This is a genomic window from Paraburkholderia bannensis, assembly GCF_014200455.1.
GTDB lineage: Bacteria > Pseudomonadota > Gammaproteobacteria > Burkholderiales > Burkholderiaceae > Paraburkholderia > Paraburkholderia bannensis_A.
Genome location: NZ_JACHBW010000029.1, coordinates 15,251 through 31,579 on the forward strand (window position 1 = coordinate 15,251; position 16,329 = coordinate 31,579).

Genomic DNA, 16,329 nt, shown 5'->3' on the forward strand with positions numbered 1-16,329 from the left:
CTGACGCACGATCCCGCCACGGTTCATTCCGGTGAACACGGATTTCGCGTAGCGCTTCGCAGTCAACACCCCCGGAAACCACGGGCCGCGCCGAATTCATCAGCATGACTGAATGCTGGCATTCACGCGCAGCTCGCCGCTCTCACTTGATAGAACCTCGATACGGGTTCGCCACGACGACAGGATGCAGATCATGATCGATTTCGAGCCGAAGTACATCACCTTCGACTGCTACGGCACGCTGACCAATTTCCAGATGGGCGAGACCGCGCGCCAGCTTTACGGCGACAAGCTCGATGCCGCGAAGATGGCCGAATTCGTCGAGTTTTTCCGTGGTTATCGTCTGGACGAAGTGCTCGGTGCGTGGAAGCCGTACCGCGACGTGGTGGTGAATTCGATTCGCCGTACCTGTGAGCGCACCGGCGTGCCGTTCGATGAGGCCACCGCGCTGAAGATTTACGACGCCGTGCCGACGTGGGGCCCGCATGCCGACGTGCCGGAAGGCCTTGCGCGTCTGGCATCGAAGTACAAGCTGGTGATTCTCTCGAACGCCGCCGACGAGCAGATCGACAGCAACGTGGCGAAGCTGGGCGCGCCTTTTCACAAGGTCTATACGGCCCAGCAGGCGCAGGCTTACAAGCCGCTGCGCAAGGCCTTCGAATACATGTTCGATCAGCTCGACTGCAATCCGGAAGACGTGCTGCACGTGTCGTCCAGCTTCCGTTACGACCTCATGACGGCCTACGACATGGGCATCAAGCACAAGGCTTTCGTGAATCGCGCGCACGAGCCGCTCACGCCGTATTACCAGGTCAACGAAGTGAAGAGCCTGCCGCATCTCGCGGAACAGCTCGGTCTGTAAAACGGATCGCATAGATCTCTCATTGCCTCATTCGCACCGCCGTCATCAGGAACGCAACACGATGAAGCTCGATTCGTACTGGCTCGATACCGCGCCGCGCTTTACGAAACCCGCCCAGGGGCCGCTCGCCGGTCGCGTGGACGTGGCCGTGGTGGGCGGCGGCTTTACCGGGCTCTCGGCGGCGCTGGCGCTCGCGAAACGCGGCTTGTCGGTGACCGTGCTGGAAGCGGAGCGCATCGCAGGCCAGGCATCGGGGCGCAACGGCGGCCATTGCAACACGGGCGTCGCGCAGGATTATGCGGCGCTGTGCGCGAAGCTTGGCAAGGAGCGCGCGTCGCAGTTCTATCGCGCCTATGCCGAAGCGGTGCAGTCGGTCGCGCAGATCGTTGAGCAGGAGCAGATCGCCTGCGATCTGCGCAAGAGCGGCAAGATCAAGCTCGCCGCCAAGCCGCATCACTACGAATCGCTCGCGAAGACGTTCGAAGCCTTGAAGCGCGATGTCGACGAGGATGTCGAGCTGATTTCGCGCCAACGTATTCGCGACGAGATCGCCTCGGACGGCTTTTATGGCGGCCTGGTGCAGCACAACGGCATGCAACTGCACATGGGCAAGTTCGGCGTGGGTCTGGCCGAAGCGGCGGCGCGCCACGGTGCGCAGATCTTCGAGGCAACGCCGGTGGTCGGCCTCAAGCCGCTTGGCGGCCATGCCTACGAAGTGCAGAGCGCACGGGGCACGCTGCGCGCGGATCGCGTGCTGCTGGCCACCGGCGCTTCGCAGACCGGCCCGTTGCAATGGTTTCGTCGTCGCATCGCGCCGGTGGGCAGCTTCATCGTCGCGACGGAGCCGCTTGGCAAGGACCGGCTCGACGCGCTGCTGCCCACGCGCCGCTCGTATGTGACGACGCGCCAGATCGGCAATTACTTCCGGCCGACTCATGACGATCGTTTGCTGTTTGGAGGCCGCGCGCGCTTTGCGATGTCGAATCCGCGCTCCGACGAGAAGAGCGGTCGCATCCTGCGTGACGGCATGCTCCAGTATTTCCCGCAGCTCGCCGACGTGCGCCTCGATTATTGCTGGGGCGGTCTCGTCGACATGACGGCCGACCGCCTGCCGCGCGCGGGCGAGCACGAAGGATTGTTCTATTCGATGGGCTACAGCGGCCATGGTGTGCAGATGTCGGTGCACATGGGCCGCGTGATGGCCGAAGTGATGTTCGGCGCCGCCACGCGCAACCCGTGGCGTACGCTCGAATGGCCTGCGATTCCCGGACATTTCGGGCGCGCTTGGTTTCTGCCGCTCGTCGGCGCGTATTACCGGTTGCAGGATGTGCTTCATTGAGCCGATGCCATGCGCCGTGGCTTTCACGGCGCAATCGCAGAGATAGTCCCGATAGTCCCCCGCTAGCCCCCCAAGGAAACCAGACCATGTCGCGTACCAACATTGCATTCGCATCCGCCGCTTTCACCGCCGCCGCCACGTTCTCGCTGCTGTGCGGCGCGGCCCACGCCGATACCGCCACGGTGACCGCCGGTTCGCCGCCGTCGAGCGCGCCCACCACCTTCCTCGACGTCAAGACGCAGAAGATCGAAGGCATCATGCCCGACGTCGTGCGCGAGATCGGCAAGCGCGAAGGCTTTGACGTTTCCTACCAGGCGGTGCCGTTTTCGGCGCTGATTCCGGCGGTGGTCTCGGGAAAGATCGACATCATCGTGGCCGGCATGACGCCCACGCCCAAACGTGCCGAGGTGGTGGACTTCTCGCAGCCCGTCACAGCGTTCGGCGAAGGCATTATCGTGAAGGAATCGAACAAGACCAACTACAAGTCGGTGCAGGACATGAAGGGCATGTCGGTCGGCGCGCCCACGGGCACCGATTACGGCGACCAGCTCGTCAAGCTCGGCATCTTCAAGGAAGTGAAGATGTACGATAGCCCCGCCGACATGACGCGCGACGTTGCAATCGGCCGCATCGTCGCGGGCTTCAACGACTACCCGATTCTCAAGGCGCAGGAAGCCGCGGGTGCGATGGCCGGCACGCGTGTGGACGACGCTTATGTGCCGATGGAGAAGTTCGATATCGCGGTGGGCGTGAAGAAGGGCAACACGGCGCTGCTCGCCAAAGTGAACGATGCGCTCACGAAGATGAAGTCGGACGGCACGCTCGACAAGATCCTGAAGAAGTGGCATCTCGCGGGCTGATTCGCGAATGAAGCACCGGACGCGGCAAGACTATTCCCCATTGATGTTCCTGCTGCCGCGTTCCGGGTCAGCCCGCCCTTGCGGCGCGGCGTATGACCCGCGGGCGTTTCCCCCGCCCGCGAATAAAAGCATAAGGCACACCATGCGTTGGCACGACATAGTCGATTTTGTCCCGATCCTGCTGCAAGGCGCCGTGATGAGCATCGTCATCACGATTGGCTGCCTGCTGCTGAGCACGGCCCTGGGTCTCGCGTGGGCGCTGCTCAAGATGTCGCGCTATCCCGCGGTGGTGACGGCGGTGAGCGCGATGATCAACGTCGTGCGCGGCCTGCCGATGATCGTTCTGCTGTTTTATATTTATTTCGTGCTGCCGGACTTTCATATCGAAGTGTCGGCGCTGCAGGCGAGCATCATCGGGCTGAGCTTTGGTTATTCGACTTACGTGGCGGAAATCATCCGCTCGGGCATCGAGGCGGTCGATCCCGGCCAGTACGAAGCGGCGCAGTCGATCGGCATGGGCCGTGTGAAAACGATGATGCGCGTGATCCTGCCGCAGGCCGTGAAGGTCGCGTTGCCGCCGTACAGCAATACGCTGGTGATGATGCTCAAGGACTCGTCGCTCGCCTCGACCATCACGGTGGCGGAAATGACGCGGCAAGGTCAGTTGATTGCGGCGTCGACGTTCCAGAACATCACCGTCTACACGCTCGTGGCGATCGGTTATCTGCTGATGAGCTTGCCGCTCATGAGCATGACGCGGCATCTCGAGCGCCGTTTCGGCAAGCACAAGGCGAAGAAATGAGGTTGCGATGATCGAAATTACCGATGTTCACAAGGCCTTTGGCGCGACACCCGTCCTTAACGGTATCTCGCTCAAGATCGAGCAGGGCGAGGTGGTGTGCCTGATCGGTGCGTCCGGCTCCGGCAAATCGACGCTGCTGCGCTGTATCAACGCGCTCGAATCGTACGATGCGGGCGAGATCAAGCTGCTCGACCAGCGCGTCGAACAGCGCTCGCGCAACATCAATCATCTGCGCACGCAGGTTGGCATGGTGTTCCAGCGTTTCAATCTGTTTCCGCATCGCACGGCGCTGGAAAACGTTATGGAAGGGCCAGTCCATGTGAAGAAGGAGCCGCTGCACGTGGCGAAACGTGACGCCGAGGAGTTGCTCAACAAGGTCGGACTCGGCCACAAGCTTCACTACTATCCGCACCAGCTTTCGGGCGGCCAGCAGCAACGCGTGGCGATTGCGCGCTCGCTCGCCATGAAGCCAAAGGCGATTCTGTTCGACGAACCCACATCGGCGCTCGATCCGGAACTCGTCGGCGAAGTGCTCAATGTGATGCGTACGCTTGCGAAAGAAGGCATGACGATGCTGGTGGTCACGCACGAAATGGGCTTTGCTCGCGAGGTGGCCGACCGCGTGTGCTTCCTGCACGGCGGTCACATCATCGAGCAAGGCAGCGCGCAGGAGGTCTTGTGCACGCCGCGCGAGGCCCGTACGCGTGAATTCCTGCGGCACGTGCTGGGCAATCCGGGCACGCACGTCAGTGCGCAGGGCGCAGCCGGCGACATGACGGGAGCCGCAGCATGAATGGACGATTCGTGCGACTCGGCGAAACCGGGCGCGTCAGGCTGACGCTCCTGATCGACGGCCAGCCTGTCGAAGCGCTCGAAGGCGACACGCTGCTCACCGCCATGCTGTGCAGCGTGCGCCATGTGCGCCAGTCGGAATTCGGCGAGGAAAAGCGCGCCGGCTACTGCCTGATGGGCGCCTGCCAGGACTGCTGGGTCTGGACCGACGACGGCGAGCGCCTGCGGGCCTGCACCACCGTCGTCGAGCCGGGCATGTGCGTTCTCACCACTCAACCGGAGGCGCAATGGGCCAACCTCGCATTGTGATCGTCGGCGCGGGGCCGGCGGGCGTGCGCTGTGCGCAGACGCTGCTGGCCGCCGGGATTCGACCTACGCTGGTCGATGAAGGCCGCCGCGATGGCGGCCAGATCTACCGACGCCAGCCGGAAGGCTTCACGCGCCCCTATGCCAAGCTCTACGGCAGCGAGGCGGCGCGCGCTCAGGATCTGCACGAGAGCTTCGCGCAGGTGCGGGCGCAGATCGACTATCGGCCGCAAACGCTGGCGTGGAATGTGTGGGATCGCAAGCTGCACATCGTGCGCGACGGTCATGCAAGCGCGCTGGATTATGACGCGCTGATTTTGTGTCCGGGCGCGACCGATCGACTGATGCCCGTGAAGGGCTGGCAGTTCGCTGGCACGTACAGCCTGGGCGCGGCACAAATTGCCCTGAAATCTCAGGCCTGTTCGATCGGGCGGCGCGTGGTGTTCATGGGGACGGGGCCGCTACTGTATCTGGTAGCCAGCCAGTATGTGCAGGCCGGCGCGCAGGTCGCCGCCGTGCTCGACACGTCCGTTGCGAGCGCACGCGTTCGCGCATTGCCTAAATTGCTCGCGCGCTTCGACGTGCTGCGGAAGGGCACCGCGCTGGTTGCGTCCCTCAAGCGCGCGGGCGTGAAAATGTTCAATGGCATCGAGCCCGTCGAGATCGTCGGCACACCCGATGAAGGCGTGAAGTCGGTGCGCTTTCGTCTGGCGAGCGGCGCGATCGAACAGATCGACTGCGACGCCATCGGCATGGGCTATCACCTGCGGCCCGAAACGCAACTGGCCGACCTGGCGCGCTGCGCGTTTCGCTTCGATGCTGCCACGCGTCAGTGGCTGCCGCAGATCGACGAACTGGGACGCAGCAGCGAACCGGGCGTGTATCTGGCAGGCGACGGTGTGCGTGTGCTAGGCGCAGATGGCGCGGAAAACGCCGGGCGTCTTGCCGCGTACGCCGCATTGATCGACCAGGGCCGCGAACCTCAGGCGGGCGTGCTCGAAGCGCTCAAGCGCGAGCAACGCCGCATGGACCGTTTTCGCGAGGGGCTCGCTCAGGCCTTCGTCTGGCCTGCGCAACAGGCCGCGAAGCTGCCGGACGAAACCATCGTATGCCGATGCGAAGGCATCACGGCAGGCGAGTTGCGCCGGGTGATCCGCGACGAGGGCGCGCAGGAAGCGAACCGTGCGAAGGCGCTAAGCCGTGTCGGCATGGGGCGCTGCCAGGGGCGTTATTGTGCTCACGCGGCGGCCGAGATCATCGCGGCCGCTGCGTGCATACCGCTCGATCAGGTAGGCCGTCTGCGCGGGCAAGCGCCCGTCAAGCCGCTGGCCATTGCGACTGTGGAGGAAACGGAGTGAAACGCGCGCAAGCCGATGTACTGATCGTGGGGGGCGGCTTCATGGGCGCCGCCACCGCGTTTTTCCTGCGTCGCCGCGGCAAGTCGGTGATCCTGCTCGAACGCCAGTTGGTCGGCCAGCAGGCGAGCGGGACCAATTTCGGCAATGTGCGCCGGCAAGGTCGTCTGCTCGCGCAATTGCCGCTTGCCAATCGCTCGCGCGAAATCTGGTTGCGGATGCCCGAATTGATCGGTCACGATGCCGAGTTTCTGATGTCGGGCCATTTGCGCGTGTGCTATCGCGCCGAGCAGGCCGACATGTTCGAAACCTATGCTCGCGACGCGAAGCAGTACGGCCTCGATCTGGAGATGCTGCACGGCGATGCCTTGCGCAAGCGCTTTCCGTTTATCGGCCCCGAAGTGCTGGCCGGTTCCTATGCGCCCATAGACGGGCACGCGAATCCGCGTCTGGCCGCGCCCGCATTCGGGCGTGCAGCCGCAAAACTCGGAGCGCAGATTTTTGAAAATACCGATATTGTCGCGGTCGAAAAAGAGGGCAATGAATTTCGCGCGACGAGTGCCGATGGCCGCACGTTTCACTCGCCCGTGTTGCTCATTACGGCAGGCGCATGGGGCAGCACCTTGAGCGAGCAATTCGGCGAGCCGGTCCCGATTGCCGTGCATGGCCCGCAGATGGCGGTGACCGAGCCGGTGCCGTACAGTATCGCGCCGGCGGTGGGCGTGTCGTCGCCGCAGATTGCGGAAGTAGTGTATTTCCGTCAGGTCGCGCGCGGCAATATTGTGATCGGCGGCTGCGCGCGCGGTCCCGCATTTCTCGATGCGCGTCGCGCGAAAGTGCTGCCGCAAAGCACGCTGCTGCAATTTCGTCAGGCGCAACGCGTCGCGCCCGCGCTCAAGCGGCTCAATATCATTCGCGTCTGGAGCGGCGTGGAAGGCTATATGCCCGACGATCGGCCGATCATGGGCGCGAGCGGCACCACCAACGGCCTGTTCTACGCTTTCGGCTTCTGTGGACATGGCTTCCAGCTCGGGCCTGGCGTGGGCGATACGATGGCCGAATTGATCGATACCGGGACGACTTCCACGCCCATAGATCCGTTCGACATTCGCCGTTTTGCGGCGTTTCAGGCGCCCGAAGGCGGCCAACAAGCTGCGCCGCAATCCGTGCCGGCGGCCTGACTCATGCATGCCATGCTATCCGAAGCGCTGCGCCCGGCCACACGGCGCGCCGACGAAGCGCGAACGTGCCGCACGACGCACGCCGTGCAACGGGCGCTCGATTTTATCGACACCTGTTTTGCCGAGCCGATCACCCTGGCCGATCTCGCCGATGCTGCGGGCCTGAGTATTTCGCGCTTTACGGCGCGTTTTAGCGGTGAGGTTGGCGTGTCGCCGCAGCAATATGTGCGGATCGTGCGCGTGCGTCATGCGCAGCGTCTCTTGCGGCATGGCGTGTCGCCCTCGCTGGTGGCGGCCGAAGTGGGCTTCTTCGATCAAAGTCATTTGTGCCGCCATTTCAAGCGCGTACTGGGTCGCACGCCAGTGGAATGGCTCAATGCGGGCGCACCTGCTGCCTCAAACGCCTGAATCCGCTTTTGAATTGAACAGTGCTTCGAGCGGCCAGCCGTTCTTCACGAATGGCGTGCGCATGATGACGTAGCTGAAATAACGCTCGATGCCGATATCGCGTTCAAGCAGGCCTTCGATCACGCTCTGATAGTGATGCACGCTGCGTGTGACGAACTTGAGCAGATAGTCGTATCCGCCGCTGGCGAGATGGCATTCGACAATTTCATCGACCGGGCGAATCGCCGCCTCGAATTTCGCAAAATCCTCGCGCCGATGATCGGCCAGTGTGACTTCGGTAAAGACAATCTGCACGTCGCCGAGTTTTTCGATCTGGATCTGCGCGCCGTAGCCCGCGATATAGCCCGCTTTTTCCAGCCTCTTGACGCGCGTGAGGCAGGGGCTGGGCGACAGTCCCACGGCTTCGGCCAGCTCGACATTCGTCATCCGGCCTTTCTTCTGCAGTTGCGAAAGAATGCGCAAATCGATGCGGTCGAGTTTGCTGTCGCCGTGAAGCATCATGATGGGTTCGCTCATAAAAAAACCGCAAGATCCGGGGCGAATCTCGCGGCAGAAGGCAAACCGATGTTAGCACGCGCGCTTTTTTGAACGCGCGCCAGAATCACGAAAACAGTCGCACGATGGGTCGGATTTACGCAAGCGCCGCGCGCACTTCACGCTCTTCGAGCACCTCGTCCAGCGTGCGCTTCAGGCGCGCGAACAGTTGCTCGAATTCCGTCTCGCAATAGCAGAGCGCCGGCGCAAAGCCAAGGATATTGTCGCCGAAAGCACGGAACACCAGACGGTTGCGATAGGCCGCCGCGGCAATGCGCTCTGAAAGCTTGAGCGAGGCGTCGAAGCGCGCACGCGTCGATTTGCTGGCCACCAGTTCGAGCGCGCCCAGCAGGCCGCGATGACGGGCATCGCCCACCAGCGGGTGATCGAGCAAGGCGTCGAGCCCGGCGGCGAAGCGCGGCGCCTGCGCTTGGCCATTCGCAAGCAGGCCGCCTTCCTGATAGAGCCGCAGCACTTCGAGGCCGATCGCGGCGCTCACAGGATGCGCCGAATAAGTCTGGCCGTGGCCCACGATGGCCGTATCGTTGCTGTCGCCTGCGATGCCTTGATAGACGGCGTCGGACATCAGGACCGCGCCCATGGGCGCATAGCCCGAGGTGAGACCCTTGGCGACCGTCATCAGGTCTGGTTCGACCGCTTCGGCTTCGCAGGCGAACAGCGGGCCGGTGCGGCCGAAGCCGGTGATGACCTCGTCGGCGACGAACAGGATATCGAGACGGCGGCAGGCCTCGCGCATGGCCTTGAGCCAGCCGCGCGGCGGCACGATCACGCCGCCGGAGCCTTGAATAGGCTCGCAGAAGAACGCAGCGACGTTTTCGGCGCCGAGTTGTGCGACCTTCGCTTCGAGCGCGGCAACCGAGGCGGCGATCAGTGCTGCGTCGTTCGCGCCGTCTTCACGACGATACGCATACGGCGAGGGCAGATGATGCTGGTTCGGCAGCGGCAGATCGAAATGACGATGAAACGCGGGTAGTGCAGTCAGCCCCGCGCCCACCGACGACGAGCCGTGATAGCCGCGTTCGAGCGCGATCATCTGTTTCTTCATGGGGCGTCCGGTGGCGTTGAAATAGTGCGTGATAAAGCGGATCGCCGCATCGACCGCATCCGATCCGCCAAGCGTGAAATAGACATGCTCGAGCGAGGCGGGCGTCAATTCAACCAGCTTTTGCGCCAGCTCGATGGCCGGTTCCGACGAGAAATGAAAATACGTCGTGGCGTAAGGCAGACGCGACATCTGACGTGTGGCGGCTTCGACGATGCTTTGCTGGCCGTAGCCCACGTTCACGCACCAGAGGCCGGAAAACGCATCGAGCAGTTCGTTGCCGTCGCTATCGCGTAGATACGCGCCATGGCCCGACTCAAGTACGGTCACGCCGCGTGCTTCATGCGCGCGGTAATTGATGACGGGGTGGATCAGGTGCTTGCGATCGGCTTCGATGAGTGCTGAGAGTGGCGAGGTGGACATAGCGAAACGGCCCCATTGAGTGAGATTGGCGACCGCTTGATACTAGCGCCGACGCATTATTGGCGCGCGCGGAAAACGGCTTCAAAACAGCTGCGTTGTGCTGTTTTTAAGGGTGTCGTCGGCATGTTGTGCCGTGCTGTATTGTGCGTTCTGGAAGGCTTCGTCGTGCGCGCTTTCACGTCTACAATGCCGCGAGATAGCGAATGGATTCTCGGCATCACAGGTCGAATGATCAAGAATCCTGCTGAATAAACGGATCATTACGTACAGGTACTCAAGACGATGAACAAGACTTTCAGGATTGCGGCAATCGCAGGCGACGGCATCGGTCAGGAAGTGATGCCCGAGGGCGTGCGCGTGGTGGAGGCGGCGGCCGCGAAATTCGGCCTGTCGATTGAATTCACGCACTTCGACTGGGCCAGCTGCGACTACTACCTCGAGCACGGCAAGATGATGCCCGACGACTGGTTCGCCACGCTCAAGGGTTTCGATGCGATCTACTTCGGCGCGGTGGGCTGGCCTGACAAGGTGCCCGATCACATCTCGCTGTGGGGTTCGCTGCTCAAGTTCCGTCGCGAATTCGACCAGTACGTGAACCTGCGCCCGGTACGTCTGCTGCCGGGCGTGCCGTGCCCGCTCGCCAACCGCAAGCCCGGCGACATCGACTTCTTCGTGGTGCGCGAAAACACCGAAGGCGAGTACAGCTCGGTGGGCGGCAAGATGTTCGAAGGCACGGATCGCGAGTTCGTACTGCAGGAGTCTGTGTTCACGCGCCAGGGCGTTGACCGCATCCTCAAGTACGCATTCGAACTGGCGAACCAGCGTGGCCGCAAGAAACTCACGGCGGCGACCAAATCGAACGGCATCTCGATCAGCATGCCGTACTGGGACGAGCGCGTCGCGGCGATGGCCGAGGCCTACCCGGACGTGAAGTGGGACAAGCAGCACATCGACATTCTGTGCGCGCGCTTCGTGCTGCAGCCGGACCGCTTTGACGTGGTGGTCGCGTCGAACCTCTTCGGCGATATTCTTTCCGACCTGGGCCCGGCGTGTACGGGCACGATTGGCCTCGCGGCATCGGCGAACCTGAATCCTGAGCGTACGTTCCCGTCACTGTTCGAGCCGGTACACGGCTCGGCACCCGATATTTTCGGCAAGGCGATTGCTAACCCCATCGCGATGATCTGGTCGGGCGCGATGATGCTTGACTTCCTCGGCAACGGCGACGCGCAGTTCAAGGCCGCCCACGACGCGATCATGCAGGCCATCGAGAAGGTGCTGGTGGAGGGCCCGCGCACGCCGGATATGAGCGGCGCCGCCAGTACGCCCGATGTGGGGGCAGCGATCGTGGCTGCATTGGGTTGATCGAGGCGCACGGTCGTCCGGATACGTACGTGGGATTGCACGCGCGATCCGCAAGGGAGGGGCGCGCCTCCCGGCACAATCCCGGCAACCTCGACGGACTGGGCCGGGTTTTGTCGCAGTAAGGCTCGCGGACGAAAGATGATCGATATGAAGTACTGTTTACGTTGCCAATCCGTAGAATTGATCGGCGGCGAACGAATGGATTCCGCGAGCGCACTTCATCTGTCCTTTGGCTATCATATGCATGATTTCTATGCCGCCAAGAAGAATCCGGGCGCAGCGAAAAGTCTTGAACCCCAGCATGGGTCGGGTGCGCCGCTTGATTGCCCGATGGCCTTGCTCAACGCGGTTGTTGAGATATTTGGACTGGCGGATCTTGATAGGCGTCTCACGATCAGCATTGATAGCTTCGAGCGCGGCGAGATTGGCACCGCTTTTGTCGATGGTCACCGTCTCGGGGACGCCGTTCTGGCCGATCGATTTCTCAAAGTAACGCCGGGCTGCAGTCTGGTCCCGATGGGCGCGCAGCAGGAAGTCGATGGTGTTGCCGTCCTTGTCGACGGCCCGGTAGAGATATTTCCAGTCGCCCGTGACGCGGATGTATGTCTCATCCATTCGCCAGCTCTTTCCAACTGGCAGCTTGCTACGGCGAAACGCTTTCTCCAGTACCGGCAACAGCTTGAGCGCCCAGCGATGGACGGTCGAATGATCGACCGACGTCCCACGTTCGGCCATCATTTCTTCAAGATGACGCAGACCCAGCGGATAGGCGACGTACCAACGCACGCACGTCAGAATCACCTCCAGCGGATAGTGCAAGCGTTTCAATACCTTGGCCAGCGCCGGGTTTAGCGTCTTCATCGATTCTCTCTGTTGATTTGTGCGGAATCCCCGGTGGGTCAGTTTCTAGTCGGCGTTGACAAATAGGCACGCCTGATGGGGTTGATCGATGCGGCAGTCTGCCCACCGAAGGCGGTGCCTTTGCTGGAGCGTGCCGGAGTACCATACCTCAGCGTTTTCGCTGGCCTGCCCGAAGAAGAGCTGGGCCCGGCGTCACTTTTTCTGGTGTCCGTCAGCGACACGGAAGCAGACTGGATTGCGGAGCTTGAGCGGCTTGATCTTCAAAGCCCGTGTCTCTCGTTGATCTGGAGCCAGGCCGAGATGGATGCGATTGTCATGCACCTTCAGGCGTTCCTGTTCGCCGACATCGGCGACAACATGACCGCGATGGTGCGGTTCTTTAATCCGCGCAACACCGGTGCCGTTTTCGATATCTGGGGCGAACAGTTGTGCGCGATGTTTATGGGCCCCTTCGAGCAGTGGGCATACAGGGGGCGCAACAGGGAATGGCAGCATATCCAGAACGAGTCGGCGATAAGCCCACGGATCTGTCGTTCGGTCGTGGTCCAGTTAGCGCAGGCAGATGTTGATGCTCTTACCGCACACACCGAACCCGACCAGATTCTGGCCTCCCTTATCGAGGGCGGCAATGTCGACGGTGAGCGTCCCTATCTCGAGCGGTTCGATGATTTCATTCCCCGATATATCCGCGCGGTGGAAGGGGGGCATAAGGGAACCGGGAGATCGCCTGCTCTTCTGTCTGCATTCCTATCTGTATGCGGAGAATTTTGATCAGCATCCGGTTGTCAACGAGCTGCTGAGCGAGCTCCAGCAATCAGACGAGCCATTTGGTATAGCGATCACACGGGTTCCGGTTGACGTATCGCAAGACATAAAACAGATGAGTGCCCGCTAAACCACGATCGCGCGGCAGTCGATGACGTGACGGGAGGACGGAATGGGACTGCAGATGATCGTTGTCGGTGATGCGACTTCACATGGTGGGCGGGTGATCACTGGTTCGGAGACTCACAGTATCGACGGCAAGAATATTGCGCGTTTGAACGACCTTGTAGACTGCCCAGAAAAATATCCCGACGGGCGACCACACGGTGTGACCAAGATTATTGAGGCGCACCCGACTGTCACGATCGATGGTCAGCGTGTCGCGTTGCACGGCCACCATACTGAGTGCGGTTGCACACTAATTGGCAGTATGACCGCGAGTGTGGGCGACTGAGCGAAACGCCACGTCAAGCCCACGATTGCATGAGCACCGGCCGACGGTAATGTGCATCACGGGCGACGGTGTATGGAGTCGAAATCGATGCAGCCGCCAAGCAGATTACAACTTGCGCGATAGTATGAAAGTCGGCTTTAGACGGTGGGCGCACTGACATCAGTAAACTTCCTGCAAGGCCGGGAAAGATATCGGCTGCGCGGTTGATGTAGTGACTTCTACGTACGTGCGGAAAATGGAGCAGTCACTGCGCCATCAGGGGCGTGTTCAGCATGCCCACGTTCGCCCATAGCTGCGCTCTAAAAAAACTAAACCGCCGAGCCCGTTGAAGGGGGCGGCGGCGCGGGGGCACTGGGCGTGTCGCTGGCAATCTTTGGACCGGATCTGCGTAAAGCAGGAACTGATTCAAAACTGGCTGACGGACTTGGGGCCGCCCTCGTTTTGAATCCCGTACAAACGACCCGGAAAAGCGTCGCGCAACTGCGCGGCGCGGAGTGCCTTATGCGGTTGCCGTCGGCTGGTCAGTTGCCTGTACGGAATTTTCAGTGGGCGCAGACACAATCGCAGTGTCCTGCACCTGGGCATTCGCAGCGGCCGCCTTTTTCGTCGGTGCCTTGCGGGCAGTCGTAGCCTTCTTCGCCGGGCTGGTCTTCTTGGTCACGGTCGCTTTCTTTGCCGTAGTTGTTTCTTTCGCGGTCCTCAACGCCTTGATCGGTTCTGCCTTCTTTGCGGTGGACGCCTTTTTGGCGGGAGCCGCCTTCTCTGCTGCGGTTGCCTGCTTGGCAGACGCCGCTTTCTTCGCTGCCGCACCCTTCTTCGCGGTTGCGGGCTTCTTCGCGGCCGGTGTCTCGACAGTCTTGCTATCAGCGTCTGCGATCAGGAAGCGCGTGCGGTCTTTCGCATTCGCAATCCATGCTGGAGCACGGCCGCGACCGCTCCAGGTAGCACCGGACTTCGGGTCGCGATAGAGCGCCGGTTGCGGACCGCGCTTGTAGTTTCCGGCACGCTTCGCCTCAGCTTTTTGGGGGGCAGCGGCTTGAGCAGCACCTTCGACCAGAAATTTGTTACGGTCTTTCGCGTTGGCAATCCACTGCGGAGCACGGCCATGGCCCGTCCACGTTGCACCGCTCTTCGGGTCGCGATACTTCGCAGCCGATGCGGCGCTGGTTGTGCCTGCGGCTTTGCGGCCGCGACGCTTGCCGACGTGAGCGTCGACGTCGGCAACGCTGATGCCGTGCTTGTCCATCAGGTCACGGATCTTGTTCAGAACGACCGTGGACTTGCTCACGACAATTGCCTCTGCCTGAGCCTGAAGCTTTGCAATCTTTGCCTGAATGGAATCGAGCGTTGCCATTGTTTTTGTTTCCCTGAAGTTGGTTTAGCGAACTATGCCATAACGCAGACTCGAATTGTTGAAGTGCAGTCATTCGACGAATGAAATGATTCACTTATAGATTTCCAACTGTTTCTAGTCTGCGGATTCGCTGTCCGTGAACGTGAGACGAATCTGGCAATTCCGGGTGGCAATCCTTTGCGCGCGGCGGCATTGCGTCGATACGGCAGCAAAATGCCAACAGTTCGTCTGCATGTCATACGAGTCGAGTCGGCCACCTTCTTTCAGACGGAAACTGGAGCCGACAGTTTCATGTCGCCTGGCGCTGCGGGAATCATGCGCCCGAGGTGGGAGGGTGCACGGCGGCGCGGCGGGAATTGTTTCTATCGGTCAATCCGCCAGATTCAGGAGCAAGGATTGCGACGATACATTTGCCAGATCTCATTCCCTTTTCCGTTCAGCCGTAAGCGTGACCTGTGGTTAATCCCTATGCTGTCATCGCAGTACTGGGTTCAGGCGTTATCGCAGTGAAGGCAGGGCACATGCGCTGTCCTCATCAACAAACTGGACCTCACAGATATGAAAAAGATCGTTCTTGCTACCATGGCTTGCGTTGGACTGCTTTCAGCCGTCGCGCCGGCATACGCCTATGACCACCATCATCACCCCGTATGCCACAAGGTGCGCGTGCATCATCATTGGGAAAAGCGTTGCCATTGAGCCGACGTTGATCGCGTGGCCGTGGAGATCCACGGCCACATTCGATCTGACGAATGAGTGATCCCAGATCTGAAAACCATGCGCGCTGAGCTCGGCTGTGTGAATGATCTGCTGGCCGACGCTCGCGCGCGTGAAGTTGCAGCTGTCTTCGCAAGCCTCAGAGATGAGGTCACGCTGCTTGGCATTACTGAGCAGGAAGTGCGCAGGGCGCTGGGTTATGACCGGCCTGCAGGGACGGCAGCAAAATACTACGATCCCTCGACCGGGAATACATGGTCAGGCAGAGGAACGCGTCCGAATTGGCTCGCAGGCAAGCGCCTCGAGGATTATGCGATCGACGCCCCGCAACCGAAAGCCCCGCAACCGAAGCCATGGTGGCCGGGTGAAAAGTGATGCATATCGCTCACATGCGTCGTGACCCGAGACGGGCGATGCGGACATCAGTTGAGGGACCGGCGGCATGGACAGCGAGACGAAGGCGGAATTACTGACGTTCCTCGTCGTGGGCCAATTACTGGCGCGGGCGCGCAGCGGCGAGTGGCTGCGGACTGATCACCTGATCGAATCGTGCCAGATCTGGCTGTCATCGAATGCAGCCCGCTGTGACTGGCTTGATCGGGCGAAGCTGGTCGAAGCCTCAAGGCCACTTGCCGAACAGGCGCTGGCCTTGCCATTTCCGCGTGACGAAGCAGGCCTCCTGAAACTCTTTAATCTCAACGCAGGCTGGTTTCTCGATTACCGGTCTCCCGTCGTCCAGGAGATCCATGGTTTGTGCTCGGCACACCTGGGGCTCGTTGACGACCAGTGAAGCGCAGTGAATGCGCCTGATTGATCGCTTTGCAGCGGGGTGACGTCGCTACCAGATCCTGATTTCCTCCTGGAAATCGACTGATCGCGTTGCCCGGC

18 protein-coding genes are annotated in these 16,329 nt (G+C 61.3%); 14 read left to right on the forward strand and 4 right to left on the reverse strand.

What is annotated here, in order from left to right; translation table 11 throughout:
- The first annotated feature begins 193 nt into the window (after window positions 1-193).
- The 9 genes from F4827_RS31725 (at window position 194) to F4827_RS31765 (ending at window position 7,905) form a co-directional block, all read left to right on the forward strand.
- Window positions 194-862, forward strand: a complete 669-nt coding sequence (locus F4827_RS31725) for a haloacid dehalogenase type II (protein WP_183732172.1) — start codon at window positions 194-196, stop codon at window positions 860-862.
- A 61-nt stretch (window positions 863-923) separates the two neighbouring features.
- The gene (locus F4827_RS31730) at window positions 924-2,201 is read left to right on the forward strand and encodes an FAD-binding oxidoreductase (protein ID WP_183732176.1); all 1,278 of its coding nucleotides are present in this window, start codon (window positions 924-926) and stop codon (window positions 2,199-2,201) included.
- A gap of 86 nt (window positions 2,202-2,287) precedes the next feature.
- A complete protein-coding gene (locus F4827_RS31735; RefSeq protein ID WP_183732179.1) occupies window positions 2,288-3,061 on the forward strand; it encodes a transporter substrate-binding domain-containing protein in 774 nt (257 codons plus the stop codon).
- Window positions 3,062-3,203: 142 nt separating this feature from the next.
- Window positions 3,204-3,863, forward strand: coding sequence for an amino acid ABC transporter permease (locus F4827_RS31740; protein WP_183732182.1), 660 nt, complete (start codon window positions 3,204-3,206; stop codon window positions 3,861-3,863).
- Between the two features lie 7 nt (window positions 3,864-3,870).
- Window positions 3,871-4,656 carry an amino acid ABC transporter ATP-binding protein gene (locus F4827_RS31745; RefSeq protein ID WP_183732185.1) on the forward strand — a complete coding sequence of 262 codons (786 nt, stop codon included), beginning with the start codon at window positions 3,871-3,873 and terminating at the stop codon, window positions 4,654-4,656.
- A complete protein-coding gene (locus F4827_RS31750) occupies window positions 4,653-4,964 on the forward strand; it encodes a (2Fe-2S)-binding protein (protein ID WP_183732188.1) in 312 nt (103 codons plus the stop codon). Before F4827_RS31745 ends, F4827_RS31750 begins: the two co-directional genes overlap by 4 nt.
- Complete coding sequence (locus tag F4827_RS31755) at window positions 4,943-6,319, forward strand: NAD(P)/FAD-dependent oxidoreductase (RefSeq protein ID WP_183732191.1); 1,377 nt, start codon at window positions 4,943-4,945, stop codon at window positions 6,317-6,319. The genes F4827_RS31750 and F4827_RS31755 overlap by 22 nt, the downstream gene beginning before the upstream one ends.
- Window positions 6,316-7,497 (forward strand): FAD-binding oxidoreductase, encoded by a 1,182-nt coding sequence (locus F4827_RS31760; protein ID WP_183732194.1) that lies wholly within the window; start codon window positions 6,316-6,318, stop codon window positions 7,495-7,497. Before F4827_RS31755 ends, F4827_RS31760 begins: the two co-directional genes overlap by 4 nt.
- A 12-nt stretch (window positions 7,498-7,509) precedes the next feature.
- Window positions 7,510-7,905 carry a helix-turn-helix domain-containing protein gene (locus tag F4827_RS31765; protein WP_260175515.1) on the forward strand — a complete coding sequence of 132 codons (396 nt, stop codon included), beginning with the start codon at window positions 7,510-7,512 and terminating at the stop codon, window positions 7,903-7,905.
- Here the strand turns inward: F4827_RS31765 and F4827_RS31770 are convergent.
- The gene (locus F4827_RS31770) at window positions 7,894-8,406 is read right to left on the reverse strand and encodes an Lrp/AsnC family transcriptional regulator (RefSeq protein WP_183732303.1); all 513 of its coding nucleotides are present in this window, start codon (window positions 8,404-8,406) and stop codon (window positions 7,894-7,896) included. The genes F4827_RS31765 and F4827_RS31770 overlap by 12 nt on opposite strands.
- 130 nt (window positions 8,407-8,536) lie before the next feature.
- A complete protein-coding gene (locus F4827_RS31775) occupies window positions 8,537-9,925 on the reverse strand; it encodes an aspartate aminotransferase family protein (protein WP_183732200.1) in 1,389 nt (462 codons plus the stop codon).
- 282 nt (window positions 9,926-10,207) lie between these two features.
- Between F4827_RS31775 and F4827_RS31780 the strand changes: the two genes are divergently transcribed.
- The gene (locus F4827_RS31780) at window positions 10,208-11,290 is read left to right on the forward strand and encodes a tartrate dehydrogenase (RefSeq protein WP_183732203.1); all 1,083 of its coding nucleotides are present in this window, start codon (window positions 10,208-10,210) and stop codon (window positions 11,288-11,290) included.
- Between the two features lie 159 nt (window positions 11,291-11,449).
- Here F4827_RS31780 and F4827_RS31785 read toward each other — a convergent pair whose 3' ends face one another.
- Window positions 11,450-12,151, reverse strand: a complete 702-nt coding sequence (locus F4827_RS31785) for an IS6 family transposase (RefSeq protein ID WP_183732206.1) — start codon at window positions 12,149-12,151, stop codon at window positions 11,450-11,452.
- A gap of 75 nt (window positions 12,152-12,226) precedes the next feature.
- On the opposite strand from F4827_RS31785, the gene F4827_RS31790 reads away from it, so the two are divergent.
- Window positions 12,227-12,922, forward strand: coding sequence for a DUF4123 domain-containing protein (locus F4827_RS31790; RefSeq protein ID WP_260175512.1), 696 nt, complete (start codon window positions 12,227-12,229; stop codon window positions 12,920-12,922).
- Between the two features lie 166 nt (window positions 12,923-13,088).
- Window positions 13,089-13,370: a PAAR domain-containing protein gene (locus F4827_RS31795; protein ID WP_183732209.1), complete on the forward strand. Its 282-nt coding sequence runs from the start codon at window positions 13,089-13,091 to the stop codon at window positions 13,368-13,370.
- A gap of 499 nt (window positions 13,371-13,869) precedes the next feature.
- On the opposite strand, the gene F4827_RS31800 is transcribed toward F4827_RS31795, so the two are convergent.
- Window positions 13,870-14,724 carry an H-NS family nucleoid-associated regulatory protein gene (locus F4827_RS31800; RefSeq protein ID WP_183732213.1) on the reverse strand — a complete coding sequence of 285 codons (855 nt, stop codon included), beginning with the start codon at window positions 14,722-14,724 and terminating at the stop codon, window positions 13,870-13,872.
- A gap of 777 nt (window positions 14,725-15,501) precedes the next feature.
- On the opposite strand from F4827_RS31800, the gene F4827_RS31805 reads away from it, so the two are divergent.
- Together F4827_RS31805 and F4827_RS31810 are read left to right on the forward strand one after the other, a co-directional pair.
- Window positions 15,502-15,816, forward strand: a complete 315-nt coding sequence (locus F4827_RS31805) for an H-NS family nucleoid-associated regulatory protein (protein WP_183732306.1) — start codon at window positions 15,502-15,504, stop codon at window positions 15,814-15,816.
- A gap of 67 nt (window positions 15,817-15,883) precedes the next feature.
- Window positions 15,884-16,231 carry a hypothetical protein gene (locus F4827_RS31810; RefSeq protein WP_183732218.1) on the forward strand — a complete coding sequence of 116 codons (348 nt, stop codon included), beginning with the start codon at window positions 15,884-15,886 and terminating at the stop codon, window positions 16,229-16,231.
- The last annotated feature ends 98 nt before the right edge of the window (window positions 16,232-16,329 follow it).